The 24699-nt window shown below is 38.0% G+C and carries 20 protein-coding genes; 8 read left to right on the forward strand and 12 right to left on the reverse strand.

The window, feature by feature from the left end; genetic code table 11:
- Positions 1 to 130: 130 nt before the first annotated feature.
- Entirely contained in the window at positions 131 to 3589 is a 3459-nt protein-coding gene (gene putA / locus EV694_RS02000; RefSeq protein ID WP_132688488.1) for a bifunctional proline dehydrogenase/L-glutamate gamma-semialdehyde dehydrogenase PutA, read from the forward strand.
- 16 nt (positions 3590 to 3605) lie between these two features.
- Positions 3606 to 5105 carry a sodium/proline symporter PutP gene (gene putP / locus EV694_RS02005; protein ID WP_132688491.1) on the forward strand — a complete coding sequence of 500 codons (1500 nt, stop codon included), beginning with the start codon at positions 3606 to 3608 and terminating at the stop codon, positions 5103 to 5105.
- A 151-nt stretch (positions 5106 to 5256) separates the two neighbouring features.
- Here the strand turns inward: putP and EV694_RS02010 are convergent, their stop codons facing one another.
- The 4 genes from EV694_RS02010 to sspA form a co-directional block, all read right to left on the reverse strand.
- Positions 5257 to 5802 carry a histone H1 family protein gene (locus EV694_RS02010; protein ID WP_132688494.1) on the reverse strand — a complete coding sequence of 182 codons (546 nt, stop codon included), beginning with the start codon at positions 5800 to 5802 and terminating at the stop codon, positions 5257 to 5259.
- Between the two features lie 99 nt (positions 5803 to 5901).
- On the reverse strand, positions 5902 to 6729 hold the full coding sequence (dapD, locus tag EV694_RS02015; protein WP_132688498.1) for a 2,3,4,5-tetrahydropyridine-2,6-dicarboxylate N-succinyltransferase: 828 nt from the start codon (positions 6727 to 6729) through the stop codon (positions 5902 to 5904).
- Positions 6730 to 6832: 103 nt separating this feature from the next.
- Positions 6833 to 7300 carry a ClpXP protease specificity-enhancing factor gene (locus tag EV694_RS02020; protein ID WP_132688501.1) on the reverse strand — a complete coding sequence of 156 codons (468 nt, stop codon included), beginning with the start codon at positions 7298 to 7300 and terminating at the stop codon, positions 6833 to 6835.
- Positions 7300 to 7938, reverse strand: coding sequence for a stringent starvation protein SspA (gene sspA / locus EV694_RS02025; RefSeq protein WP_132688504.1), 639 nt, complete (start codon positions 7936 to 7938; stop codon positions 7300 to 7302). Before sspA ends, EV694_RS02020 begins: the two co-directional genes overlap by 1 nt.
- 237 nt (positions 7939 to 8175) lie before the next feature.
- Between sspA and yhbY the strand changes: the two genes are divergently transcribed.
- Positions 8176 to 8472: a ribosome assembly RNA-binding protein YhbY gene (yhbY, locus tag EV694_RS02030; protein ID WP_132688507.1), complete on the forward strand. Its 297-nt coding sequence runs from the start codon at positions 8176 to 8178 to the stop codon at positions 8470 to 8472.
- Positions 8473 to 8512: 40 nt separating this feature from the next.
- Here yhbY and greA read toward each other — a convergent pair whose 3' ends face one another.
- Positions 8513 to 8989 carry a transcription elongation factor GreA gene (gene greA, locus EV694_RS02035; RefSeq protein ID WP_132688510.1) on the reverse strand — a complete coding sequence of 159 codons (477 nt, stop codon included), beginning with the start codon at positions 8987 to 8989 and terminating at the stop codon, positions 8513 to 8515.
- A 182-nt stretch (positions 8990 to 9171) separates the two neighbouring features.
- Between greA and dacB the strand changes: the two genes are divergently transcribed.
- Positions 9172 to 10596: a serine-type D-Ala-D-Ala carboxypeptidase gene (gene dacB / locus EV694_RS02040; protein WP_132688513.1), complete on the forward strand. Its 1425-nt coding sequence runs from the start codon at positions 9172 to 9174 to the stop codon at positions 10594 to 10596.
- Between the two features lie 262 nt (positions 10597 to 10858).
- Here dacB and cra read toward each other — a convergent pair whose 3' ends face one another.
- The 7 genes from cra to thrS form a co-directional block, all read right to left on the reverse strand.
- On the reverse strand, positions 10859 to 11857 hold the full coding sequence (gene cra / locus EV694_RS02045; protein ID WP_132688516.1) for a catabolite repressor/activator: 999 nt from the start codon (positions 11855 to 11857) through the stop codon (positions 10859 to 10861).
- Between the two features lie 105 nt (positions 11858 to 11962).
- Positions 11963 to 12454, reverse strand: coding sequence for an acetolactate synthase small subunit (gene ilvN / locus EV694_RS02050; RefSeq protein ID WP_132688519.1), 492 nt, complete (start codon positions 12452 to 12454; stop codon positions 11963 to 11965).
- Positions 12454 to 14172 (reverse strand): acetolactate synthase 3 large subunit, encoded by a 1719-nt coding sequence (locus tag EV694_RS02055; RefSeq protein WP_132688523.1) that lies wholly within the window; start codon positions 14170 to 14172, stop codon positions 12454 to 12456. The genes ilvN and EV694_RS02055 overlap by 1 nt, the downstream gene beginning before the upstream one ends.
- Positions 14173 to 14289: 117 nt before the next feature.
- Entirely contained in the window at positions 14290 to 15339 is a 1050-nt protein-coding gene (locus tag EV694_RS02060) for an ABC transporter ATP-binding protein (RefSeq protein ID WP_132688526.1), read from the reverse strand.
- 2 nt (positions 15340 to 15341) lie between these two features.
- Positions 15342 to 17021 (reverse strand): ABC transporter permease, encoded by a 1680-nt coding sequence (locus EV694_RS02065; protein ID WP_132688529.1) that lies wholly within the window; start codon positions 17019 to 17021, stop codon positions 15342 to 15344.
- 90 nt (positions 17022 to 17111) lie between these two features.
- Positions 17112 to 18119: a Fe(3+) ABC transporter substrate-binding protein gene (locus EV694_RS02070; protein ID WP_132688532.1), complete on the reverse strand. Its 1008-nt coding sequence runs from the start codon at positions 18117 to 18119 to the stop codon at positions 17112 to 17114.
- A 217-nt stretch (positions 18120 to 18336) separates the two neighbouring features.
- Positions 18337 to 20268 (reverse strand): threonine--tRNA ligase, encoded by a 1932-nt coding sequence (thrS, locus tag EV694_RS02075; RefSeq protein WP_132688535.1) that lies wholly within the window; start codon positions 20266 to 20268, stop codon positions 18337 to 18339.
- A 277-nt stretch (positions 20269 to 20545) separates the two neighbouring features.
- On the opposite strand from thrS, the gene EV694_RS02080 reads away from it, so the two are divergent.
- The 4 genes from EV694_RS02080 to ppnN all read left to right on the forward strand — a co-directional run bounded on the left by EV694_RS02080 (position 20546) and on the right by ppnN (position 24626).
- A complete protein-coding gene (locus EV694_RS02080) occupies positions 20546 to 21442 on the forward strand; it encodes a fructosamine kinase family protein (protein ID WP_132688538.1) in 897 nt (298 codons plus the stop codon).
- A 72-nt stretch (positions 21443 to 21514) separates the two neighbouring features.
- Positions 21515 to 22315, forward strand: a complete 801-nt coding sequence (locus tag EV694_RS02085; RefSeq protein ID WP_132688541.1) for a Zn-ribbon-containing protein — start codon at positions 21515 to 21517, stop codon at positions 22313 to 22315.
- 84 nt (positions 22316 to 22399) lie between these two features.
- Positions 22400 to 23245, forward strand: coding sequence for an NADPH-dependent 7-cyano-7-deazaguanine reductase QueF (gene queF / locus EV694_RS02090; RefSeq protein ID WP_132688544.1), 846 nt, complete (start codon positions 22400 to 22402; stop codon positions 23243 to 23245).
- Between the two features lie 22 nt (positions 23246 to 23267).
- A complete protein-coding gene (gene ppnN / locus EV694_RS02095) occupies positions 23268 to 24626 on the forward strand; it encodes a nucleotide 5'-monophosphate nucleosidase PpnN (protein ID WP_132688547.1) in 1359 nt (452 codons plus the stop codon).
- Positions 24627 to 24699 lie beyond the last annotated feature (73 nt).

Genomic DNA, 24699 nt, shown 5'->3' on the forward strand with positions numbered 1-24699 from the left:
TAATTAAGCATTGTTTTTTTCTCTTTTTTACTTTAATTTGTTCTTCACAATATGTTAAAAAAATAAACATATTTTTTACCTAGTTAAGGTAGTCCATCCCCTATTCCATCTTCTTTTCTTGGAGGTTTCTATGAGTTTTGAGTTAGCACGTCAATATGGTACATCTCGTCAATCTATTACTGACTATTATCGCATTGCGGAAAAAACGGTTGTTGATGAATTATATCAAACCCTTGACTTTAGTATTGAACAAGAAAAACGCATTGAACAAAGGGGGATTGAACTGATTAATAAAATTCGTCAGGCGAAAAGAAATCATTATAGTGTTGATGCCTTAATGCAAGAATATTCCTTAGGAGATGATGAGGGAATAGCCTTAATGTGCCTTGCAGAAGCATTATTACGTATCCCTGATGATAAAACTCGTGATGAGTTAATTCAAGACAAGTTAAAAGAAGGCGATTGGAAAACCCATATTGATAAATCTTCTTCTTTATTTATTAATGCAGCGAGTTATGGCTTATTACTAGGTAAAAAATTAAGTGAAAGTGTTGACGAAACTACCCTCTCCAATGCATTGACTCGAAGTTTTGCTCGTTTATCTGCCCCTGTTATGCGTTTTGCTATGATGAAAGCCATGAAAATTTTAGGCGAACAATTTGTGACTGGCACAACCATTGATAATGCCTTAACACGTATTCAATCACGTTTATCTCGCGGTTATGTGTTTTCTTTTGATATGTTAGGCGAAGCGGCGATGACCCAACAAGATGCAGATCGCTATTTTCAAGATTATATTTTGGCTATTAAGGCGGTGGGTCAGGAGTCCGCACAACGAGATATTTACCAATCAAATAGCATTTCTGTCAAATTATCTGCCATTCATCCTCGTTATAGTCGAGCTCAATATGAACGTGTGATTAATGAGCTTTATCCAAGAATAAAACAGCTTTTCTTACTGGCGAAACAATTTAATATTAGTATTAACATTGATGCGGAAGAAGCAAATCGCCTTGAATTATCATTAGATTTAATTGAGAAATTATTTGATGAGCCAGAATTACAAGGCTATAAAGGAATAGGTTTTGTGGTACAAGCCTATTCTAAGCGAGCTGGTAAAGTTATTGATTATCTCATTGAGCTTACTCGCCAAAAACAGGCTTATTTGATGATTCGTTTAGTCAAAGGGGCTTATTGGGATAGTGAAATCAAATGGGCTCAAACAGAGGGATTAGCTGATTTTCCACTTTATACAAGAAAAAACCATACAGATATCGCCTATCTTGCTTGTGCTAAAAAGTTATTGGCAGCACAAGATGTTATTTACCCCCAATTTGCTACGCACAATGTACAAACCCTTTGTACCATTTATGAGCTTGGACAAGATAAACATTATGAATTTCAATGCTTACAGGGTATGGGGGAAACGCTGTATAATAATATTGTAGGCAAACAAAACTTTGACCGTTTAGTGCGAATTTATGCCCCCGTAGGAACACACGAAACCTTGCTTGCCTATTTAGTACGTCGTTTATTAGAAAATGGGGCAAATTCTTCCTTTGTACATCAATTAGCGGATCAACATATCTCCGCCCAACAACTGATGACACCCCCTTGGCAACAATATGCCAATTCAGAGGGACATCCCAATAAAGCAGTGCGTTTACCACGAAATTTATTTAAAGATCGACAAAATTCTTTGGGATTTGATCTAAGCAATGAGCAAAGTTTATTGCAATTATCTACCGCACTTAACCAAGCGCAAATTCCGCAAGGGCAATCTCTCGTGGCAATAAATACAAAAGAAAATTATCATCTTGCTACACAAAGCGTCAATAACCCAGCAACCCTTGAAGTGATTGGAGAAATAAGATTTTTTAATCCTGATTATGTGGCTGAGGTGGTTGATCAGGCTCAACATAATCAGGATTGGCAACAAAAAAGTGCGGTGGAAAAAGCCAATATTTTGCGTAAAACTGCGGATTTATTTGAGCAAAACCATGGTTTATTAATGAAGTTAGCCATTTTGGAGGCAGGGAAAACCTTACCTAATGCCATTGCTGAATTACGAGAAGCGGTAGATTTCTTACGCTATTATGCGTTGCAATTAGAAACCTTAGCTCAAAAACAGCAATTAGCCGCTCCAAGAGGAACTGTGCTTTGCATATCCCCTTGGAATTTTCCATTAGCCATCTTTACGGGGCAAATTGCAGCCAGCTTAGCTGCGGGGAATAATATTATTGCCAAACCAGCAGAGCAAACGAGTTTAATCGCTGTCGCTGCCACCCAATTCTTTTATCAAGCAGGACTTCCCCTCTCGGCTTTACAGCTGTTGTTAGGCGATGGTCAGCTTGGTGAAAAATTAATTCAATACCCTTTTGAGGCCGTTGTGTTTACTGGTTCAACTGAAGTAGCGAGGCTTATTAATAAACAACTTGCTCAAGCCGACAATGATCCTGTACTTATCGCAGAAACAGGGGGACAAAATGCACTGGTCGTGGACTCTTCTGCCCTACCTGAACAAGTCATTGCGGACATACTCAATTCTGCTTTTGATTCCGCTGGTCAACGTTGTTCGGCGTTACGCATCTTATTATTGCAAGAAGATATTGCCGATAAAATTTATCAGATGTTAAGCCAAGCTATGCAAGAATTGAAATTAGGCGATCCGAGTTTACTCGCTACTGATATTGGTCCTGTCATTGATTTAGAGGCAAAACAGCGATTAGAGCAACATAAAGCCACTATGCGAAAAATCGCCAAACGCTATATGGAGCTAGAAACCCCTGAGCAAGGTTATTATGTCGCTCCTGCTATTTATCAGCTTAATGATCTTAGTCAGTTAAACCAAGAAGTTTTCGGCCCAATTCTACATATCATCAGTTATCCAAAGGAACAGTTACCGGCTATTTTGACAGAAATTAATCGTAAGGGTTATTCACTAACAGGGGGCTGTCATAGCCGTATTCGCAAGCAAATTCAATTTGTGGAACAACATTTACATTGTGGCAATTTCTATATAAATCGTAATATTGTGGGGGCTGTCGTGGGCGTGCAACCTTTTGGCGGTCATAGCTTATCGGGAACAGGGCCTAAAGCGGGCGGCGAATTCTATTTACAACGTTTAACCCAAACATCTCAATATTACAGCGAATTTGGCGATGAAACTACATTATTAAATGCACAACCTGTATTAGAAAGTATCACTGGCGAACAAAATAGTTTATCCTATCGTCCTTCAGATGTTGCCATCTTAAACGGTAATATCGCAGAATCTCAACAAGCTGCAAATAAATTAAATCAATTTGGGTTTAATGTATTAGTCAAACCTGATCACCCACTGGCTCAACAACGGGAGATCAAAGTCCAGGTTGTTGATGATTTTGGCTATTGCCAAAAAGGCATTTATTTTAATCAACTGGATAAAGCCATAAAAAGCCAATTAGCTGAACAAAGTAAAGCCATTTTTAAATATTATCCTTGGCAACAAAGCCAAGATCTTATCGCCTTATATGATGAATTCTCTCGCAGTGAAAATACAACTGCTGCGGGCGGAAATGCGTCATTAATGGCATCACAAGAGCAATAAAAATAAGGGGAAGTTTATGCAAAACTATCAAATCTATATTACCTTTGGCTTATATCTCATTGTTATTTTAGCCATTGGTATTTATGCTTATCGATCTACGCAAAATTTTGATGATTATATTTTGGGTGGACGAAAAATGGGAAGTTTCGTTACCGCCATGTCCGCTGGCGCATCGGATATGTCAGGTTGGCTATTAATGGGCTTACCCGGTGCAATTTTCTTATCGGGCTTATCGGAGGCTTGGATCGCCATTGGCTTAACCATTGGAGCTTATTTCAATTATCGTATTGTGGCAGGACGATTACGGATCTTTACGGAAACCTATAACAATGCCCTTACTTTGCCAGAATTTTTTGCTCAACGTTTTCCTTATCAGAAAAAAGCCCTAAAAATTATTTCATCGGCCATTATCTTGTTTTTCTTTACCATTTATTGTGCCTCGGGCGTGGTTGCAGGTGCAAAATTATTCCAAGGTTTACTAGGGTTAGAATATACCACTGCCCTCTGGCTAGGGGCATTTGCTACCATCGCTTATACCTTTATCGGCGGTTATTTAGCCGTTTCTTGGAGCGATACCATTCAAGCGACACTCATGATTTTTGCATTATTACTTGCTCCTGTTATGGTATTACTACATTTAAGTTGGGATGAAATCACCCTTGCTTTAGAAGCAAAATCAGTCATTACCCAAATCCCTTATTCTAATTGGCTACATAATGTATCTGGTATTGGTGTCATCTCCGCATTAGCTTGGGGATTAGGTTACTTTGGGCAACCCCATATTTTAGCCCGCTTTATGGCTGCGGACTCCGTACAAGCCTTAAATCAAGCACGTCGTATTGGTATTACTTGGATGTTCCTATGTTTAGGCGGTGCAGTTGCCGTTGGCTATTTTGGCTTAGCTTATTTTACGGTAAACCAAATTCCATTGGATAACGCAGAATCTATTTTTATTGAGTTATCTAAACGATTATTTAATCCTTGGATTGTGGGTATCGTGTTATCCGCCATTTTAGCCGCGATTATGAGTACCCTCTCCGCACAATTATTAATGTGCTCCGCCGCCATTACCGAAGATTTTTACAAAGGATTTTTACGTAAAACCGCTTCAAGTTTAGAACTTGTTTGGGTTGGACGTATTATGGTTTTAGTTATCGCCATTATCGCCATCGTTATTGCCCAAGATCCCGAATCAAAAGTTATGGGGCTCGTTTCCTATGCTTGGGCAGGCTTTGGTGCAGCTTTTGGACCAGTCGTTATCCTATCATTATTTAATCGTAACATTAGTTCTAAAGCCGCATTATGGGGAATGTTATCAGGTGCCATTACTGTGGTAGCTTGGTCACCATTGATGAAATATCTAGGTTGGGCAGATTTAGCTAAACTTTATGAAATCATTCCAGGTTTCTTAGTTTGCTCATTTATTACATTAACTTCCTCGGCATTGTCACCAGTTAATCCTGATGTGTCAGAAAAATTTGATCAAGCATTGAATGAATTTAATCGTAAATGCTAACAACTCTAATGAGTTCCCCTTATTAAGAGGGGCATATAGTGAAACGACTATACAAAGTGCGGTCAAATTTTAAAAATTTTTATCACTACCCTCTCACCATAAAAAAACCACCAAAAAATCGGTGGTTTTCAAAATTAAAAAATCAATTTTATTATTTAGACTCAGCCGCTTCTTTTAATTCATCCGCTTTTTCTGAAACAGCATCCGCAGCCGCATCAAGTTTCTCAGCTGCCGCTTCTTTTAACTCAACAGCTTTATCTTCTGCTTTCTCAAAAGTTTCTTTTGCATCCGCTTTAACATCTTCAGCTTTATCTGCAGCAGCGTCTTTGATTTCCTCAGCTTTGGTTTCCGCATCTTGTTTTAATGCTTCCGCTTTATCTTCTACCGCATCGGCTTTTTCGCTAACTTCCGCTTTAACTGCTTCAGATTTTACTTCTGCTTCTTTTTTCGCATCATCAGTTTTATCAGAAACTGAATCTTTTACTTCATTATATTTATTAACAACCGCATCTTTGGCTTCTGTTGCTTTTTCTACTACTGCATCTTTCGCTTCAGTCGCTTTTTCTACAGTAACATCTTTCACTTCAACAGCAGCTTCTTTTACTTTATCCGCAGCTTGATTTACTTTTTCATCTTTACAAGCCGCTAACGCAACAGTTGCGCTTAACACGAGAGTCGCCAATACTGACTTTTTCATAATTACTCCTAAATATAGTGATATAGAGATTTTATATAGTTAGCTTAGAAAATCTAAGCTAACGGATTGTAACATAAAATATAAATGATGATATGCCTATTATTCGTCAATTGAACGCAATAATTCATTAATACCTACTTTACCGCGGGTTTTTTCATCAACTTTTTTAACAATGACAGCGGCATATAAGCTATATTTACCGCATTTAGATGGCAAACTACCTGATACCACCACAGAACCAGCAGGAACACGACCATAATGGATTTCACCTGTTTCACGATCGTAAATTTTAGTGGATTGTCCAATAAATACGCCCATAGAAATAACAGAGCCTTCCTCAACAATCACACCTTCTACAATTTCAGAACGGGCACCAATAAAACAATTATCTTCAATAATGGTCGGATTAGCTTGTAAAGGTTCTAAGACACCACCAATACCAACACCACCAGATAAATGAACATTTTTACCAATTTGAGCACAAGAACCTACGGTTGCCCAAGTATCAACCATTGTTCCTTCATCAACATAAGCACCGATATTTACATAAGATGGCATAAGTACGGTATTTTTAGCAATAAATGCGCCTTGACGTACGGCTGCTGGTGGTACAACACGAAAACCCTCTTGTTGAAAACGCGCTTCATCATAATCAGCAAATTTCATTGGGACTTTATCATAATAATTGGTTTCAGCACCTGCCACTAATTGATTATCATTGATACGGAATGATAATAGTACGGCTTTCTTTAACCATTGATGAACAACCCATTGACCATCAATCTTTTCAGCAACACGATATTTCCCAGAATCTAAACCAGCAATAACCTCATTAATTGCCGATTTTAGCTCAGCATCAACGGTTTTTGGGGTAATTTCTGCACGTTTTTCAAATGCGCTTTCAATGATTTGTTGTAAATTTGACATAGTATGTTCCTATATTTTATCAATAAAAAAGTTAAAAAATTTTTACAAAAAACACCGCACTTTGAGTTATTAATAAACACATAAAGTGCGGTGAGTTTTCCAATTATTTTACAATGCGTAAATGTGAAGCAGATTTTTTCGTTGTCTGACTCCCCTCTTTACGGGCTTTATTTTGCTGAGATTGGCTTTCAACAATATTCATAAAATCCGTAGGTTGTTCTTGCGTAGGCTCATCAATGGCATAAGCGGGTTCATATTCAAACATCACACCATCACCATTTTCCCGCGCATAAATCGCCAATGCCGCCCCCATGGGAATATAAATCTCCTGTGGGATACCCCGAAAACGTGCATTAAATTGAATAAGCTCCTGACTTATCTGCAAATTTCCAGTGGCGTTGACGGATAAATTTAGCACAATTTGCCCATCTTTAACATACTCACTCGGTACTTTCACATTAGGATAGGTGGCATCCACCACCAAATAAGGGGTTAAATCATTATCTACTAGCCAGTCATAATAGGCCTTGAGTAAATAAGGGCGTTTAGGTAATAATCCAGATTGCGTCATTATTTTTCGTCCATTAAATTTTTAGGAACGGCATTGCCTAAAGACTGTTCAAAAGAATCTCGAGCAAAGACTCTTGCCATATAAGATTTAATGGCTTTACTGCCTGCCCCCGTAAACTCCACGCCCAGTAACTGCATACGCCATAATAAAGGCGCCACATAACAATCCACCAAGCCAAACTCTTCACTCATAAAATAAGGGGTTTGACTAAAAATAGGGGCGACAGAAAGAATTTCCTCTTTTAACTGTTTTAAGGCTTTTACCCGTTCTTCATCTGTGCCACGTTCAGCAAGAAACAAGGTAGGATACCAATCTTGCTCAATACGCAACATCAATAAACGGCATTTTCCCCTTGCGACAGGGTAAACCGGCATTAATGGCGGATGAGGAAAACGCTCATCAAGATATTCCATAATAATACGAGAGTTAAATAAAACTAAATCTCTATCTACTAAAGTAGGTAATGTTCCATAAGGATTTAATTCCATTAAATCTTCTGATAATGCTTGCGGATCTACAACCTCCGCCTCATAGGTAACGCCTTTCTCAGCTAAAACAATTTTTACCTGATGGCAATAAATATCTGCATTATCTGTAAAAAGGGTCATTACTGAGCGTTTATTCGCTGCGGTTGTCATTTCTTCCTCCGACACCAAAATATAAATAAAAATAATTTTCCGCATTGTAACATAAAATCTTGTTATATTGCCAAAAGTTAGAAAGGAATTTGTTAATATTGAACAATATAGTCGTCCCACTGTAAATCATACCCCATAGGGACAGCTTATCTCTCGTTCATTTTCTTTATCTAGCCATTGCAAGATATGGATATTGCTTTAAAATAACGACATTTAATTAATAAGGACAACAGATTTATGCAATTATCCACAAAACAAAAACAATATTTAAAAGGGCTAGCACATCATTTAAACCCCGTAGTGATGCTTGGCGGGCATGGTTTAACCGAGGGTGTTTTGGCTGAAATTGATAATGCCCTCTCCCACCACGAATTAATTAAAGTCAAAATTGCAGGGGCGGATCGTGAAACTAAACAGTTAATCATTGAAGCTATTGTAAGAGAAACTCAGGCTTGTGCGGTACAAACCATTGGGCATATTTTAGTGCTTTATCGCCCTTCAGAGGAAAAGAAAATTAGTTTACCGCGTAAATAGCATAATAAATAACCTGCGCTCTAGCAGGTTATTTTATGTCTTAAATATAATTCACTTCAATAATCTCAAACTCAACATTACCGCCTGGGGTGGCGATGTTGACGGTGTCATCAACTTCCTTGCCAATAAGACCACGGGCGATAGGTGAATTTACTGAAATTAATCCGTCTTTAATATTTGCTTCATCATCACCCACAATACGGTAAGTCACTTCTTCCTCTGTGGCGGTATTTAATAATATGACTGTTGCACCGAAAATAACCTTACCATTATTGGTCATTTTTGTAATATCAATAATTTGGCAATTTGCTAATTTGCCTTCAATTTCTTGAATACGCCCCTCACAAAAGCCTTGTTGTTCACGAGCCGCATGATATTCCGCATTTTCTTTTAAATCACCATGTTCTCTCGCTTCAGCAATCGCTTTAATAATTTCAGGGCGTCTTACTGTTTTTAAAAAATCAAGTTCTTCTCTTAATTGCTCAGCACCACGTACGGTCATAGGAATTTGATTCATTATTACTCCTTAAAAATTGAATAAAAAAATAGCTTAGCTTTATAACAAGCTAGGCTTAGTGTTTTTATCGGATTAATGGATTTTTTATCCTTAACCACATTAATATGGCGATTATTGTAACACATTTTTTTATCAACAATGCTATAATAATTTTTCGTGATTTTTTAGATGTATCCACCATAATGAACAAGCTGTTAAAATTCTCTTTCTTGCTAGCAACCTTATTACCCTCTCATTTTGCCCTTGCTGATGCACAATCTCTTACTTCACAACTTCCTGCGGGGACGAATCTGGCTTTTATTGCTAAAAATATTCCACAAAATAAAATTATCGATCAGTATCATGCCGATTTATTTATGTTACCTGCCAGTACCCAAAAAGTATTAACCGCACTGACAGCAAAACTGTTTTTGCCCGATAACTTTCGTTTTAATACGAACCTCTTAAGGCAAGGTGAAATTAAAAATGGGGTATTACGAGGAAATTTGGTTATCCAATTTCATGGCGATCCCGATTTAACCAGCGGACAGCTGTACCAATTACTGGCGAAATTGAAACAGCAAGGTATTGAGAAAATTGATGGGGATTTAATTCTTGATAGTGCCATTTTTGCCAGCCATGATCGTGCTCCCGGCTGGATTTGGAATGATTTAACCATGTGCTTTAATGCCCCACCTGCCGCAATTAATCTTGATAATAATTGTTTTTATGTCAATTTAGATGCCAATTATCCTGTTGGTGAATTGGCTAAATTTCACGTGCCTGCCAATTTCCCTGTTCAAGTTTTTGGGCAAGTGCGTATCGTTGATAATAAAGAAGCCAATTATTGTCAGCTTGATGCTGTAGTACATGATAACAATCGCTATCAAATTAAAGGTTGTATTAGACGACAAAATAAACCCTTTGGATTAAGTTTTGCCGTACAAGATCCTGATAGTTATGGTATAGCTGTGGTACAACGTCAATTAAATCAATTAGGTATTACTTTTACTGGTCAAGTTAAACAAGCCATTACGCCACAACAAGGACAATTATTAGCAGAACATCAATCCGCTTCATTAGCTGAGTTAATAAAAAAAATGATGAAAAAATCGGATAATCAAATTGCTGATGCCCTGTTTCGTGCCATTGCTTATCAATATTATAAACGCCCTGCAACATTCCAATTAGGTAGCTTAGCAATGAAGCAAATTTTGCAAAGCAAAGCAAATATTTCTCTGGGTAACGCCATTATTGCTGATGGCTCGGGCTTATCTCGCCATAATTTGATTTCAGTGCAAGATATGTTAAAGGTATTAGACTATATCATTACTCACGAAGACCAATTACAATTACTGGAGAGTTTTCCTACCGCAGGCGTGGACGGCACATTAAGTGGACGAGGTTCAATGCTTAATCCCCCTTTAGTCAAAAATATTAAAGCAAAAACCGGAGCATTAAAAGGCGTTTATAATCTTGCGGGGTTTATGACGAATGCACGTGGTGAAACGGTGGCTTTTGTACAATTTATTAATGGCTATTCCACAGGAGAATTAGACAGTAAAACCAAACGTTCTCCCCTTAATCGTTTTGAAAATCAACTTTATAACGATCTTTATCAGCAATAAATCAAATATAGTCGTCCCACTTTAAAAATGATACAGCGTTAGTACGCCTCGCCGTACTACTTGCACTGTCTTCGGCTTACCGCCTTATCTCATTTTAAATTGGAAACGACTATATCGTTGTTTCAATTATTGTTAAAGTGCGGTGCGTTTTAAGATTATTTTTTCACTTTTATTTGCTTTGTGGTGACTAAAGGGTTTCACCCCCTTTTATAATGGGGGTGACCTACTTCTTGACTCGTGCAAGGCGTGCTATTTTAGTTGGCTATATATTTCTTACCAATAAATGACGAGGAATAACCGTAATATTGTCCACTTGTAATGCTTTTTTCTTATTTAATTTCTTGTCAATTAATTGCCATAAGGTATCAACGATTTTGCTATGGTTTTGCTCCGCACAAATCACTAAATTAGGAATCAGATCGAGCATTTCGTGATTACCAAAAGTCGCAATGTTAATGGATTTAGGAATGCTTTGATAGTGATTTAATAAAACGAGAAAAATACCACGTAACAAGGTTAATGATGTGACAAAAATACTATCAGGCATACCATGTTGATCGATCCAAGTTTGAAATGCTTGGCTGGCTGCTTCTTTACTAAATTGCTCCGCATAGACAAGATTGGCATTAATGCCATATTCTTGCGTTAAACGAGCGAAACCCGCTTGGCGTTGTTGACTTACTGGTAATTCAGATAATGCGCCAAGAAATAAAAGATTATTCATTTTTTTATGGGACTGTAATAAACGTTGTGCAAGATGATAAGCATCTTGTTCATCATCAGACAGTACCATTAAACTTGCTGTATCCTGACTAGGACGATCAAGATAAACAATAGGGGTTTTATTAACTGTTTGCGGATAAAAATCCTGTGGATTAGCTAAACAGGTAGAAACGATTAAAGCATCAACTTTCCGTAAAAAAAGATTTTTAGCACAATCTTTTTCGTTAGCAGGGTTATCGTTAGAACAAGTAATAATTAACTGATAACCATGTTCTCTACAACGGTTTTCTAACGCATTGGCTATTCTAGCATAACTACTATTTTCAAAATCAGGAATAATAAGCCCTATGGTATGTGTCTTGCCCGCCCTTAATCCTGCCGCTATGGCATTAGGTTTATATTGATACTGCTCAATAAGTGCGGTCACTTTTTGAATCGTTTTATCACTGACACGGTATTCCTTTGCTTTACCATTTACCACATAACTTACGGTGGTTCTTGATACGCCCGCTATTTTCGCGAGTTCATCTAATTTCACATTTCACTCCTTAAAATGCCCTATTGGGAAATTGATTATACTTTTCGTGTAAAAAGAAAAGAAGTGCGAATTTAACGCACTCCCTAGTATTTATTCTTTTTTTGATTAAAGGCAATTTTTTTCGCCACGAGATAAACTAATCAAGCCCGATCGCACCACTTCAATCACGCTTGTTTCTTGTTTCACTGCGGCAATAAAGGCATCAAGTTTATCTTTGGTTCCACTTAACTGAATGGTATAAGATTTTGTGGTAACGTCCACAATTTGTCCACGAAAAATATCCGCTAGGCGTTTGATTTCATCTCGTGTTGCACCTTGCGCTCGGATCTTTAATAACATCACTTCACGCTCAATATGTTCACAATCACTTAAATTCATCACTTTAAAAACATCAACTAATTTATGTAATTGTTTTTCAATTTGCTCTAATACCTGTTCATCGCCATAAGCCTCAATGGTCATTCGTGATAAGGTGGGATCATCGGTAGGTGCGACCGTTAAGCTCTCTATATTAAAAGCACGTTGCGAGAATAAACCAACCACACGTGATAACGCACCAGATTCATTTTCTAATAATACTGATAAAATTCTACGCATTATGCTGTCTCCGTTTTGCTTAAAATCATTTCATTCATTGCCCCACCTCTTACTAACATAGGATAAACATGTTCCGTTTCGTCCACTTTAATATCAACAAACACCAGTTTATTTTTAATGCTGAATGCTTGTTTTAATTTTTCCTCTAATTCATCAATATGATCAATGGCAATGCCTATATGTCCGTAAGCCTCGGCAAGTTTTACGAAATCAGGTAATGAATCCATATAAGATTGAGAATGACGACCAGAATAAATCATATCCTGCCATTGTTTTACCATACCTAAAAAACGATTATTCAAGCTAATAATAACAATTGGAATATGGTATTGTTGTGCGGTAGATAACTCCTGAATATTCATTTGGATACTACCATCACCTGTAACACAAATTACTGTGGCTTCTGGATGGGCTAATTTTACCCCTAAAGCAGCAGGCAAACCAAAGCCCATAGTGCCTAAACCACCCGAGTTAATCCAATGGCGAGGTTTATCAAACGGATAATATAAGGCAGTAAACATTTGATGTTGCCCTACATCAGAAGCGACATAAGCCTGTCCTTGTGTCAGTTTATAAACCGTTTCAATGACCTGTTGCGGTTTAATCACTCGCTGATCAGGAACATAATTCAAGCATTTTTTCTCACGCCATTGTGCGATTTGTTGCCACCATTTTTCCAGTCTATTGCTGGTTATTGCCGTTTTTTGTTCCGCCAGTAGGGTTAAAAAAGCCTCTAAGATATTTTCCGCACTGCCTACAATGGGAATATGTGCAACCACATTTTTAGAAATTGAGGTAGGATCAATATCAATATGAATCACTTTAGCATTCGGGCAATACTTGGCTAAATTATTGGTCGTACGATCATCAAAACGAACCCCAACCCCAATAATTAAATCACTATGGTGCATTGTATTGTTGGCTTCATAAGTACCATGCATACCAAGCATACCTAAACATTGCGGATCGGTACTTGGGTATGCACCTAATCCCATTAAAGAGGAAGTCACTGGTAAATTTAAAGTTTTGGCAAATTGAATCAATTTATCACTACAATCTGCCGTTATTGCACCACCGCCCACAAATAATACGGGTTTTTTCGCTTCCAAAATCGCCTTAAAGGCTTTTTTAATTTGTCCTTTATGCCCTTGTAAGGTGGGATTATAAGAACGTAAATTGACTTGTTCAGGATAATGATAAGGCACTTTAATCGCAGGATTCATAATATCTTTCGGTAAATCGATAACAACGGGTCCCGGTCGCCCACTTGATGCAATATAAAAGGCTTTCTTAACTACCGTAGGAATATCCTCTACTCGCTTCACTAAAAAACTGTGTTTTACCACAGGACGAGAAATGCCCACCATATCACATTCTTGGAAAGCATCACTCCCAATCAAATTGCTCATTACCTGTCCAGAAAAAATGACTAAAGGGACAGAATCCATATAAGCCGTTGCAATACCTGTAATCGCATTTGTTGCACCAGGTCCTGACGTGACTAATACACAGCCCACTTCCCCTGTAGAACGTGCGTAACCGTCCGCCATATGCACAGCCCCTTGTTCATGGCGAACTAAAATATGCTCTATGCCCCCTAAAGTATGAATTGCATCATAAATATCCAGTACAGAACCGCCCGGATAACCAAATAAAAATTTTACGCCTTGATCTCGCAAAGATTGCACAATCATCTCTGCCCCAGATAATTTCTTCATACTTTTCTCCTATAACGGCTATTCCCTGATTATTTATTACAGGCTAACAGTTTTACCGAAAGTTAGAAGTTTTGTCTAGCAAATATTAATGGCTTTTACGCAAATATCCATATAAGCTCAATCTCTGTGATGCCCTTCTAATAAACAAAGTGATGGCTGTAAGCAAGATAATGTGACATTGTCACCAATTTGAAAGGATTGATAATGCTGAACCTGTATAATCGTTTGTTTGATCTGTATTTTATATTGATAAAAATACCCTACAAAACACTTATCAATAATAACCGCCTCGCCTTGAGGATCAAAGGTAATTTGAATATGTTGAGGACGTAATAAACACAATAAGGGTTTATGAGGCTGAATTGGCGTACCTTCAGTATAATAAAATCCGTTAGGATTATGATGAACGCCTAGTAAAGTTTCAATTTCATTATTTGAACGATAATGTGCCACAAGATAGTTACAATAGCCTAGAAAATCTGCAACAAATTGATTAATGGGTTTTTCATAAAGATCCTGTGCAACGCCCATCTGCAAAATTTTGCCCTGTTGCATAATGGCAATTTTATCGGCAAAAGCGAACGCCTCTTCTTTGCTGTGGGTCACAAAAATAGCGGGGATATTTTGTTGTTTTAATATCGCTCGAATTTCAGTGATCATCTCTTGACGTACTTGGCTATCAATATTAGAAAAGGGTTCATCTAATAATAATAATCTTGGCTGACAAGCTAAAGCACGAGCAATCGCAACCCGTTGTTGTTGCCCACCAGAAAGCTGATGAGGATAGCGTTGTAGCAATCCCTCTAAACGGACAAGCGCGGTCATTTTTTCCACAATTTTTTGTTTTTCAAGGGAAGACAACGTTGTTAAGCCAAAAGCAATATTCTCTTGGACAGTTAAATGAGGAAATAAAGCATAATCTTGAAAAATTAAACCAATATGACGATGTTCTACGGGAATATGCGTTAACGCTTCGCCGTCCAAATAAAGGGAACCTTGCTGAACAGGTAACAGCCCCGCAATGGCTTTGAGTAATGTGGTTTTACCACAACCACTTGCCCCTAATAAACAAAGAATATCATTATTTTCTAAGGTTAAATTTAAATCTGACAAAATGGTGTGATTACCATATTGACAAGTTAATTGATTTATTTTTAATACGGACATAATTATCTCTCTTTATTACTGCTCATAATAAGAGAACGGGTCAATAAAATCACTGGAATTAATCCCGTTAGCACTAACGCAATCGCAGGTAAAGACGCACGTTCTAACTGTTCATCAGATGTAAAAATAAACACATGGGTTGCTAATGTATCAAAATTAAAAGGACGTAATAACAATGAGGCATTGAGCTCTTTCATACTTTCAATAAAAACCATTAACAATGCCGTTAACATTCCCTTTGATAATAAAGGAAAATGCACTCGCCATAGCATCATAAAGCCATTTTTTCCTAAGGTTTGGCTTGCCATATCTAATGACGGAGAAATTTTGCCAAAAGAGGCTTCTAAACTCCCGATTGCCATTGCGGAAAAACGGATACAATAAGCCATCACTAAAGCAAAAATTGATCCCGAAAACACCAAGCCCACTGGCGATAAATCTAGGCTTTTCAGCCAATGATGTAACTGATGATCGGCAAAGGTTAATGGCGATAATAAACCAATGGCTAATACTGTACCGGGAATGGCATAGCCTAATGAAGAGACTTGCAATAATGTACGGGTATTTTTAGGGGTTAATAATCCCCCTTGTAAACTTAATCGATGAGTAAAATGCAATAATAAGGCAAAAAACAAAGTTACAAAGGAAGCAAGACAAGATACCAGTAAACTATTTTTGGCATATTGAACAAAATTTGCATTCCAAGATTGTTCAAAGTATTCATAAGCCCAATACAATAACTGCCCAAGTGGCAAGAAAAATGCACAACTCAATAATCCCCAACACCATAATTGAGCCAATAAAGCACGATAGCCTGTTAGAGATTTTAATGCTTGCTTTTTCTCGTAGCCACGTTGATAGGTTTTTTGTTTACGTCTGCTATAGGACTCCAACACAACTAAAACAAAAATCATGAGAAGCATAAATAAAGAAATTTGACTTGCTGTCCCAATATCGTGAAAACCTAACCAAGCATCATAAATAGCGGTCGTCAAAGTAGGAACGGCAAAATAAGCCACTGTGCCAAAATCGCCGAGGGTTTCCATTGCAACTAAAGTCATTCCCACTGCCACAGAAGGACGAATAAGTGGAAAGGTAATTTTACGAAAAATCGTGAAAGGAGAAGCCCCTAAGGTTTTCGCACTCTGTACTAAATTCTCAGATTGCTCCAATAATGCAACTCTGGCTAACAAAAAAATATAAGGATAAAGCACCAAAGCTAACACAAAACTGGCACCATATAAGCTACGAATTTGTGGAAACCAATAATCCTGTGGGCTTGACCACCCAAATAACTGGCGTAAAAAAATTTGTAATGGTCCCGAATAATCCAATAAATCCGTATATAAATAAGCAATTAAATAGGCTGGCATTGCTAAAGGCAAACATAACAGCCATTGCAATATCTTATGCCCCCAAAAACGATAATGGGTTACCAACCAAGCGCTAGGTAAAGCAAATAATAAGGCAAGTAATACCGTTAAACACACTAAAATGACAGAATTTGTCACATAATGCCCCAACATCGTTTGCCAAAAATGTTGCAGATTTTGCCATTGCCCCCCTAAGGCGTGATAGGCGATTGCCAATAAAGGTAATAAAATAAAACCTGTGGATAACAGAGCAGATAATTGCCAACCAAGAAATTTAGAGGAATAAGGACGTGAAAATTTTTTTTGCATAATATCACAGGAAAAAATATCCCCTTTATTATATCGTCCTACTTTAAATTGAAACGACTATAGTAAATAAAGGGGATATAAATTTATGGATTATTGATCAAATTTTACTTCATCAACTAATTTGAGTGCTTTACCATAATTTTCAGCAATTTTTTCTAATGGTAAAGAATCCGCTTGGAATGTTCCCCAACTTTCTACCAATTTTGATAATTGAACACCTGGTTTTACTGGATATTCATGGTTTAATTCCGCATACAATTTTTGTGCTTGATCACCACTTAAATACTCCACTAATTTCACCGCATTTTCTTTGTTTGGTGCATATTTTGCTACCGCAACCCCACTAATATTCACATGGGTATTAAATTTACCTGCTGGGAAATTAATAATGCTTGCTTCCGCCCATTCTTTTTGGTTTTCATCTTCAAGCATTTTGCCATAATAATAGCTATTACCTAAGGCATAATCACAAATGCCTTCTTTAATAGCTTTCACTTGAACACGATCGCCACCTTGTGGTTTTTGGGCTAAATTCGCTTTTAAGCCTTGTAAAAATTCCTTAGTTTTTTCTTCGCCATAATGTTCAATCATCGCAGCAAATAAAGAAACATTATAAGCATTTTTCCCAGAACGCACGCAAACTTTGCCTTTATATTCAGGTTTCGCTAAATCTAAATAATCAAAATCCGCAGGTAATTTACCAACACGATCTTTAGAAGTATAAATAACACGAGCTCGAGTAGTTAAGCCAAACCATTGATCCGCTGAATCACGATATTGGGCAGGAATATTCTTTTCTAACACCTCAGAATGAATAGGTTGGGCTAAACCAGCGTTAACAATTTCCATCACGCGGCTAATATCAACGGTTAATAATACATCAGCAGGGCTTAACTCCCCTTCACTTTTAACACGCTCAACCAACCCTTTATCTGCAAAGATCACATTGACCTTAACACCTGTTTCTTTTTCAAAATCTTTTAACATTGGTTCAATCAAATAAGGTTGACGATAAGAATATACATTCACCTCATTCGCAGCAAAAGCATTTGTACTCAGTACAGCGGCAACAGCAAGACCTGCAAGCGTTTTTTTCATAGGTAATCCTCTTTAAGTTAGTTTAGATGCTATCTACATTAAGTAAGAAATTGACAAAAACAGCCATTACTTTACCAACAAAAATAAGATTGTCAATGATAATAATTATTATTTATTATATTTAATTAAACAATAATGGGTTTTATGGAGAAAAGAATAGCTATGTGAGTTAAAGTGCGGTAATTTTTACCGCACTTTATTATTATAGTAGAGCCTTTTACTCCTCCCCCAACAACTTAAGCTCTCGTTGGCGTACTTGTTGTTTTAGCATTTGCACAAATTCATCAACATCAATAGAGCCAAGATCTTGTCCTTTACGGGTGCGGACAGCGATTTTGCCTGCTTCAATTTCTTTGTCGCCACAAACCAGCATATAAGGCACACGGCGTAAGGTATGTTCTCGGATTTTGAAGCCGATTTTTTCGTTGCGTAAATCGGATTTTACTCGTAATCCTGCGTCAGACAATTTTTTAACCACATCAAGCACATAATCCGATTGACTATCGGTAATGTTCATTACTACCGCTTGTACAGGGGCTAACCAAGCTGGGAAAAAGCCTGCGTATTCTTCGGTGATAATACCAATAAAGCGTTCAATGGAACCTAAAATGGCTCGGTGGATCATTACTGGGGTTTTGCGTTCATTGTCTTCTGCCACATAAGAGGCGTTCAAACGTCCCGGCAGGGCAAAATCAAGCTGAATCGTACCACATTGCCATTCACGATCTAGGCAATCACGCAGAGCAAACTCAATTTTTGGTCCATAGAATGCGCCTTCGCCCTCTTGGATTTCATAGTCTAAACCGTTATGTTTTAACGCATTCGCTAATCCTTGTTCCGCAAGATCCCAGATTTCATCAGAACCAATGCGACTTTCTGGACGTGTGGAAAGTTTGACTTGAATATCGGTAAAACCAAAGGTGCTATAAATGTCGTAAACCATTTTGATACAACTGGTCACTTCGCTTTCTACCTGCTCTTCGGTACAGAAAATATGTGCATCATCTTGCGTAAAGCCACGTACACGCATTAAGCCATGTAATGAACCTGATGGCTCATTACGATGACAAGAACCAAATTCCGCCATACGCAAAGGTAAATCACGATAGGATTTTAAGCCTTGGTTAAAAATTTGAACGTGCCCCGGGCAGTTCATAGGTTTAATGGCATACTCACGATTTTCCGATTGGGTGGTAAACATTAAATCGCCATAATTTTGCCAATGCCCTGTACGCTCCCACAAGACTCGATCCATCATAAATGGACCTTTTACTTCTTGGTAATCATATTGTTTTAATTTAGTCCGTACAAAGGTTTCTAATTCACGGAAAATTGTCCAACCGTCATTATGCCAAAACACCATACCTGGTGCTTCTTCTTGCATATGATATAAATCTAAGGCTTTACCAATTTTACGGTGATCACGTTTTGCCGCTTCTTCTAAGCGTTGTAAATAAGCCGCTAATTGCTTTTTATCTGCCCAAGCGGTTCCATAAATTCGTTGTAGCATTTTGTTTTTGCTGTCGCCACGCCAATATGCCCCAGCCACTTTCATTAATTTAAAATGATGACAAAAACGCATATTCGGCACATGAGGCCCACGACACATATCAATATATTCTTGATGATGATACAACGCAGGGGTCGCTGTTTTTTCAATATTTTCGTCTAGAATGGCAATTTTGTAGGGTTCGCCGCGTTGTGCAAAGGTATCTCTTGCTTGTTGCCAACTAACCACTTGTTTGACCACGTCATAATTAGTTTTGGCTAACTCAAGCATTCTTTTTTCTAATTTTTCAATATCTTCTTGGGTTAATGAACGATCAAGATCCACATCATAATAAAACCCGTTTTCAATGGTCGGTCCGATCGCCATTTTTACATCAGGAAAAAGTTGTTTTATGGCGTGTCCAAGTAAATGAGCGCAAGAATGGCGAATAATTTCTAAGCCATCTTCATCTTTTGCGGTAATAATTTCTAATTGGCTATCTTCGCTAATAAGATCGCACGCATCTTTGCGTACGCCATTAACTCGTCCTGCGATGGTGGCTTTCGCCAATCCCGCACCTATATCTTGTGCGACATCTAAAACAGAAACTGGTTGTGCAAACTGACGTTGAGAACCGTCAGGTAAAGTAATAATTGGCATAATTTATCCTTATACAGTGGTCGCCCATACGCAAGGCAACTTGTGTGCAATAAAAAATTTTATAAAAAATGACCGCACTTTATTACACAAAGGTAAATAAAGTGCGGTGCGAAATTGTAGCATATTTCATTATTGGCTGTAAAAGGGACGAGCGGACAAAAGTTTATGAGCGTTATTGCAAGCTAATTCTTAAAACTTTGACCTTTATCACAGTATATTTTGCCATTTCTTTTTATTATCAAAGCAATCTGGTAAAAATAAAATCAGGGGGTTATTTATGTGGAAAACCATTTCACAAATGCTGGCAGAACAATTTGGTGCTTATTATGTGATCAAACATAAACAACCAATCCACAATACACCTTATCAGCAAAGCTGGCTAATTGATGACGGTATGCAGCCTGTGTTAGTCAAATCTGCCCCACGTCATTATCGTTCCAAATTTCGTGCCGAAGCGGATCAATTTGCTTTACTGACTAAAACCCAAAGCCTTTGTGTTCCTCGTGTTTATGGGATAGGTTGTGCAGAACAACAAAGTTTTATTTTATTAGAAGCCTTTTGTCCTTTTGCACCACTTAAGCCCCATCAATTATCCGATGAAAGCCTTAAGCATTTTGGACAGCAACTGGCGAAATTGCATCAATGGCAGCCACAGCAACAATATGGCTTAGATTTTGATACTTGGTTTGGTAAGGTTTATCAACCTAATGAATGGAAAAGTAACTGGGCAACCTTTTTTAGTGAACAACGCATTGGCTGGCAATTACAATTATGCCAAGAACAAGGTATTTATTTTGGCGATATTGATAAAATTACCCAAGCCATCGCCCATCAATTAGCTAAACACAATCCTGCTCCCGCCTTATTACAAGGGGCATTGTGGCAACAAAATTGTTTTGTCCTTTCTCAAGTAAACATTGCTGAGCAAAAACAAACTATCCTTTGCTATTCTCCCGCTTGTTATTGGGGCGACAGGGAATGTGATTTAGCCTTAACCGAGTTGCAAGGCTTTCCTCACGCATTTTATCAAGGCTATCAACAGAGCTATCCCCTTGATAGTGGCTATTTGCAACGTAAGCCCATTTATCAATTATATTATTTATTGCACCTTATCCAACATCAACAAAAGGAATACCTTGAACAAGCCCAACAAATTATTGATTTATTTCGCTAAGCAGTTTACTAACCTGATTAAATCTATTAATCTGCCAACGATAATTGTTCCACCTTAAAATAAGGAAAATAAATGTATGTAACTGATGTATTTTTTGCCTATCAAGGCAAAGCGCCTCTGTCTTCGCCGCAACATTACGCCGTCAATCAAGTAATTGAACAATGGCGTTATAATGGGCAAATTATTGGGCGAGAAATTCCCTTATTTTATGCAGAGCAAGAAAACCAATTAGGCATAGGATTACGGGTAATTTGCCCTGAACAAAGTAGCTTGCTCACTGAAAACAATAATCAGTTAGTTAATCAAGCCCTTGCTCAAGCAGAACAAAAGGGATTGCAACTTGACAGCCTACAAATTGTGGCTGATGATCTCAATGCGGATCAAAGCTGTTTTCACGCAACACCCTCGTGGCAAATGCTCTACACCACTTATTTACACACTTGCTCGCCTTTGCACAGTGGCGACAATTTTTTGCCCATTCCGCTTTATAAACAATTCAAAAATCAACCGCACTTGAGTATGGATATAATCAAATGGCAAGAAAATTGGCAAGCCTGTGATCAATTACAAATGAATGGAGCGGTACTAGAAGCACAAGCCCTCGAGCAACTTTGCCAGCTTGATAGTCCACTGGCAAAACATGGCTATGCCCTCGCTCAACAAATTGAACAACTTACTCATATTCCCACTTATTATTATCTCTATCGGGTAGGCGGACAGGATCTCGCTAGCGAACAACAGCGTTGTTGTCCTAAATGCCAACAATCTTGGCGGTTAGAAAGCCCATTATTTGAAGAGTTTTATTTTAAATGCGACACTTGTCGCCTGATTTCTAACTTATCTTGGAATTATAGTCATTTCAATTTAGAATAAGACAACAACGGCACGCCAAAGTGTACAACGAGTAAGGCAAGGCGTGCCAACACAGTATTATTTTAAAGGGAAACGACGATATTTATGACCTATCAACATCATTCATTAGATCAACTCAAACTCGGACAAGCCCATACCCAATATGAACATCATTATGATCCGCAATTATTACAAGCGGTACCACGCCATTTAAATCGCCACGCTCTAGGTATAGAAAATCGACTTCCCTTTCAATTTGGCGCTGATCTCTGGACAGCTTTTGAAATCTCTTGGCTTAATCAACAAGGATTGCCACAAGTGGCGATTGGCGATATTCAACTTGATTTTCGCTCACAAAATTTGATTGAATCCAAAAGTTTTAAGCTCTATCTCAATAGCCTTAATCAGCATAAATTTGACAGTATGCAAACCCTAGAAAAGACTATCGCACAAGACTTAGCACATTGTGCCAAAGGCGAGGTAAAAGTAAGGTTGCACAAACTCAATGATTTTACAGGGCAAACCATTCATCAACTACAAGGCACCTGTATTGATGAGCAAGATATTCATATTGAAAATTACCAATTCAATGCCAATTACTTACAAGATTGCACAATCAAAGGGCAAAAAGTGGAAGAATACCTCGTCAGCCATTTACTCAAATCAAATTGCCTAATTACCCAACAACCCGATTGGGGATCGCTACAAATTCATTATATTGGTAACAAAATTCAAGCAGAACCCTTATTGCGTTATATTATCTCATTCCGCCAGCATAACGAATTTCACGAACAATGCGTAGAACGCATTTTTCACGATATTATGCACTTTGCTCGCCCAGAAAAGCTCAGTGTTTATGCCCGCTATACTCGGCGTGGGGGCTTAGATATTAACCCCTTCCGTTCAAATTTTGAGGAAATTCCGCTAAACTTAAGACTCGCTCGTCAATAATTAAGCAAACGAAAGGAGTATTATGTCTATTCATTACGTTAATCCCAAAGGCAGTATGGATCAACTTTCTCATTTAGAAGTAGAACTGCTTGCCAAAGCCAAATCTGATTTATATACCCTCTACCGCAACTGTTCTTTGGCGGTACTCAATTCGGGCGCTGTGACTGATGATAGCCGAGAGCTATTAGGAAAATACCCTGATTTTGATATTCACCTTATTGCTCGTGAACGTGGTGTCAGCCTTGAATTACACAATCCCCCAGCTGATGCCTTTGTGGATAATCAAATGATCCGCAATATCCAATATCACTTATTCGCCGTATTACGTGATATTTTATTCGTTAACGTCCTTAATCAACGCCTAAATCCCAATAATCAACAAGATAGCAAATATATTACTAACCAAGTTTTTGCTATTTTACGCAATGCCAAAGCCTTAATTGTAGGCGAAGCACCAAATTTGATCGTTTGTTGGGGCGGACATTCCATTAACCAAATTGAATACCAATATTGCCGAGCTGTAGGATTAGAATTAGGTTTGCGAGAATTAAACATTGTTACGGGTTGTGGTCCTGGTGTTATGGAAGCACCAATGAAAGGGGCGGCGATTGGACACGCCAACCAGCGTTACAAAAACAACCGTTTTATTGGTATTACAGAGCCTTCTATTATAGCTTCTGAGCCACCTAACCCTATTGTTACCGAATTAATTATTATGCCTGATATTGAAAAACGCTTAGAAGCCTTTGTGCGTATGGGGCATGGTATTATCATTTTCCCTGGCGGTCCTGGCACGTTTGAAGAATTCTTATATATCTTGGGCATAAAACTTAACCCTGCTAACAAAGATCTTCACTTACCATTAATTCTCACAGGCCCAAAAGAAAGCCAGCAATATTTCGCCACCATTGATCGTTTTGTGGCAGAAATTTTTGGCGAAGAAGTACAGCAACTTTATGAAATCATTATTGATGATCCTGAAACCGTTGCCCAAAAAATGCGTCAATCCATGCAAATTATCAAGCAACAACGACAAGCCAATAACGATTCTTACGGCTTTAATTGGTCACTAAAAATTCCAGAGGAATTTCAACAACCTTTTATTCCTACCCATCAAAATATGGAGAATTTAGATTTACATCTTGAACAATCCACAATGAGCCTAATCGCCAATTTACGCCGCGTCTTTTCAGGCATTGTAGCAGGCAATATCAAACCAGACAGCATTGACCAAATTGAACAATACGGCCCATTTAAACTGCATGGCGACAAACGCCTAATGGAAAAAGTCGATCAAGTCTTACAAGATTTTGTCGTACAACATCGAATGAAATTACCTGGCGGCGAAGATTATGAGCCTTGTTATCAGGTGGTAAAATAATCCCAAAACACACCACACTTAAAACTCAATGAACAGAAAACTATCTTAATTTTGCATATTCTTAATTATCCCG

This window comes from Volucribacter psittacicida, assembly GCF_004339025.1.
GTDB classification, from domain to species: Bacteria; Pseudomonadota; Gammaproteobacteria; order Enterobacterales; family Pasteurellaceae; genus Volucribacter; species Volucribacter psittacicida.

Bases quoted from the DNA above. Each gene is read 5' to 3' on its own strand.
- ppnN (WP_132688547.1), top strand. From the start codon at position 23,268: ATGTCTATTCATTACGTTAATCCCAAAGGCAGTATGGATCAACTTTCT.
- sspA (WP_132688504.1), bottom strand. From the start codon at position 7,938: ATGACAACCGCAGCGAATAAACGCTCAGTAATGACCCTTTTTACAGAT.
- ilvN (WP_132688519.1), bottom strand. From the start codon at position 12,454: ATGCGTAGAATTTTATCAGTATTATTAGAAAATGAATCTGGTGCGTTA.
- EV694_RS02010 (WP_132688494.1), bottom strand. From the start codon at position 5,802: ATGAAAAAGTCAGTATTGGCGACTCTCGTGTTAAGCGCAACTGTTGCG.
- putA (WP_132688488.1), top strand. From the start codon at position 131: ATGAGTTTTGAGTTAGCACGTCAATATGGTACATCTCGTCAATCTATT.
- greA (WP_132688510.1), bottom strand. From the start codon at position 8,989: ATGAATCAAATTCCTATGACCGTACGTGGTGCTGAGCAATTAAGAGAA.
- EV694_RS02080 (WP_132688538.1), top strand. From the start codon at position 20,546: ATGTGGAAAACCATTTCACAAATGCTGGCAGAACAATTTGGTGCTTAT.
- EV694_RS02060 (WP_132688526.1), bottom strand. From the start codon at position 15,339: ATGTCCGTATTAAAAATAAATCAATTAACTTGTCAATATGGTAATCAC.
- EV694_RS02085 (WP_132688541.1), top strand. From the start codon at position 21,515: ATGTATGTAACTGATGTATTTTTTGCCTATCAAGGCAAAGCGCCTCTG.
- EV694_RS02070 (WP_132688532.1), bottom strand. From the start codon at position 18,119: ATGAAAAAAACGCTTGCAGGTCTTGCTGTTGCCGCTGTACTGAGTACA.
- EV694_RS02065 (WP_132688529.1), bottom strand. From the start codon at position 17,021: ATGCAAAAAAAATTTTCACGTCCTTATTCCTCTAAATTTCTTGGTTGG.
- dapD (WP_132688498.1), bottom strand. From the start codon at position 6,729: ATGTCAAATTTACAACAAATCATTGAAAGCGCATTTGAAAAACGTGCA.
- putP (WP_132688491.1), top strand. From the start codon at position 3,606: ATGCAAAACTATCAAATCTATATTACCTTTGGCTTATATCTCATTGTT.
- queF (WP_132688544.1), top strand. From the start codon at position 22,400: ATGACCTATCAACATCATTCATTAGATCAACTCAAACTCGGACAAGCC.
- dacB (WP_132688513.1), top strand. From the start codon at position 9,172: ATGAACAAGCTGTTAAAATTCTCTTTCTTGCTAGCAACCTTATTACCC.
- yhbY (WP_132688507.1), top strand. From the start codon at position 8,176: ATGCAATTATCCACAAAACAAAAACAATATTTAAAAGGGCTAGCACAT.
- thrS (WP_132688535.1), bottom strand. From the start codon at position 20,268: ATGCCAATTATTACTTTACCTGACGGTTCTCAACGTCAGTTTGCACAA.
- EV694_RS02020 (WP_132688501.1), bottom strand. From the start codon at position 7,300: ATGACGCAATCTGGATTATTACCTAAACGCCCTTATTTACTCAAGGCC.
- EV694_RS02055 (WP_132688523.1), bottom strand. From the start codon at position 14,172: ATGAAGAAATTATCTGGGGCAGAGATGATTGTGCAATCTTTGCGAGAT.